This window comes from Pseudomonas californiensis, assembly GCF_021147775.1.
In the GTDB taxonomy this organism is placed as follows: domain Bacteria; phylum Pseudomonadota; class Gammaproteobacteria; order Pseudomonadales; family Pseudomonadaceae; genus Aquipseudomonas; species Aquipseudomonas californiensis.
Genome location: NZ_JAGTPK010000100.1, coordinates 1 through 2,295 on the forward strand (window position 1 = coordinate 1; position 2,295 = coordinate 2,295).

General features: G+C 47.5%; 1 protein-coding gene and 2 pseudogenes. 2 read left to right on the top strand and 1 reads right to left on the bottom strand.

Annotated features, from left to right (window positions below; translation table 11 throughout):
- Positions 1-369: 369 nt before the first annotated feature.
- A pseudogene (locus tag KDX37_RS28990) lies at positions 370-513 on the bottom strand (transposase); the annotation flags it as partial.
- Between the two features lie 205 nt (positions 514-718).
- On the opposite strand from KDX37_RS28990, the gene xopAH reads away from it, so the two are divergent.
- Positions 719-1,690 (top strand): XopAH/AvrB family type III secretion system effector, encoded by a 972-nt coding sequence (gene xopAH / locus KDX37_RS28995; protein ID WP_231656606.1) that lies wholly within the window; start codon positions 719-721, stop codon positions 1,688-1,690.
- 172 nt (positions 1,691-1,862) lie between these two features.
- Positions 1,863-2,129 (top strand): annotated as a pseudogene (locus KDX37_RS29000) (transposase zinc-binding domain-containing protein); the annotation flags it as partial.
- Positions 2,130-2,295: the final 166 nt, after the last annotated feature.

A 2,295-nucleotide genomic window follows, 5' to 3' on the forward strand; every position in this document is an offset into this window, starting at 1 on the left:
GCGATTGCCGACGCAGAAAGCCAGTGAGATCGAGCATCTACTGCCGCATCAATGGATGCCTGGCTGATCTACGCAAGGCGTATTCCCCATACGCTTACGAAGCTCCAACCTCCCACCTCAGTAAAGGGCCATCGTCAAGTTTGTCTCTTTAGGCTCTAGAATTTGTGAACAGGGCAGCCTGCGGCTGCAAATCGCCCGTTCTTACGATCGCGTAGCAGCAGGAACATGGATTTGAGCTTTGTCATGAGGCCCATTATTGATCATCATGAAACCTACGTACCCACCGCTGCTGCTTCAGATGAGTCCAGCCTACACACCTCGACCGCTCAAAAACCTCTTCACCGCCAATCAATGCTGGGCACACCTCCTCAAGCTGTTGCGGATCAGATGCACGATGCAGGTTTGCAGCGTCGTGGCAGGAAAAACCGCTCCCAAAGCCTCCGGTATTCCTTTGAGGCCATCCGTGACGGCGATCAGAACATCCTCAACGCCACGAGTCTTGAGGTCGTTGTACCCGGAATCGTCGATGTATCGGAATTGGCGCACTGTATAGGAATTTTGAAACTCCTACATTGAGGTTTGTAGGCTGGACTCATCTGAAGCAGCAACGGTGGATACGTAGGTTTCGTGATGATCAATAACGGGCATCATGACAGAGCGGAACCGAATAAGAGGTTACTACCACTAAGGCTCGTCACCTAAAAAACGGGGTTTAATTATGGGATGCATTACTTCAAAACCACTGGTTAGCTCTCCCCGGTGGCATAATTCAGCTACTAATTCCGAAAATTTAGAAACTGGTCAAAGAAGCCATAAAGCCTCTCGTTATGGTGCTATTTCTGGATCACCGGAAAGGAGTGAATTGACTTGGCATCAGCAGTCGTTGGTTGGCGTAGCCCGATGGCCTGACAAAGAATATAATAGAGATCATGTCCCCCTGCAAATGGAATACGGTAGGTCTTTTTGGAATGAGTCGCGAAAAATAGGAAGTGCATTAGCTAATGGTGAAATTCAGAATTTTGAAGACTTATGGGAGAAAGCACGCGATTGGCGATGTTCAATGGCTAATCATGATGAGAATATATTTAAGAAACCTCGCAATAGTTATAATGAGTTTCCTTTTACAACCCCATTAATAAATCAATACAATTATATTAAAGATAGATATAGTGCCCGTACTGATGGGAGCTTGCAAAAACTCGATGATGAAGGCTTATTGCCACCAGCAAAAGAATTTTTGATAACGGATAAGATTTTTGGAGAGCCAATAAGCCTGACAAAAATAGTTTGCAGTTCAGATAGTTCTGCGCACCGAGACCAAAGACGATATTCGGATTTATGGTCGCGAGGCTTAGACTATGGAGAGCCACACTACATCCAACATACTTCATCGGAAGAAGTCCCTAAAATTCTTCATCATGTAAACGATTTGTTTAATGAGGTCCTACAATCAAACTTATCTACCAAGAAAGCACTTAAGTTTTTAGGCGAAATTCACTGGTGGTTGGCACATGCTATGCCTGATGAAAGGGGGAGCGCAGCCAAGAGTGAGCTTTGTGTACGTGCTATAGCCCAAGCCAAGGGCTTAGATTTACCTCCTATGAAAAGTGGAATAGTTCCAGACTTGGAAGCAATGACTATGTCGCGTGAGCAATTTATCAAGCAGTATCCGTCAATGTTTGATGATTAATGCAGAGAAGCCCGCAGAATTCGTAACAAATCGTACTAGGTTCATGCATAGGCATTTTGAAATGCCTATGCATGAACAGGGCAGCCTGCGGCTGCAAATCGCCCGCTCTTGCGATCGCGTAGCATCAGGAACATCGATTTGAGCTTTGCCATGATCGCCGTTATTGATCATCATGACGACCATCAACACAACGCTTTTGCTTCAGATGATCACGGCCTACAAATCCCGCCCCCTCAAAAACCTCTTCACCGCTAACCAGTGCTGGGCACACCTCCTCGAAGAAGGCGGCTTACGCGACATCGAAGTCGAGTCCATCACCAAAATGCTCGCCTGCGGCACCTCGATACTGGGCGTCAAACACTACACCTGCAGCAACGACACCTGCCCGCACGTCAAATACCTGTGCAACACCTGCCACTGCCGCGCCTGTCCTTCCTGCGTATGCGTCCGGCCAAGTCATCTACCCAGCCCCGCAAAGCCAAGACATGGTGTGCACTTAAATTTAAGGTAACCGCTCCATTAACCCCACATTCAAAGCACTAAGCTAATGCCAGATGCTGGGCTCCCGATTCTCTCAGGAGCCCATCGATCATGATGCGACCCGA

Coding starts and splice junctions, on each gene's coding strand:
- xopAH (WP_231656606.1), top strand. CDS start 719: ATGGGATGCATTACTTCAAAACCACTGGTTAGCTCTCCCCGGTGGCAT.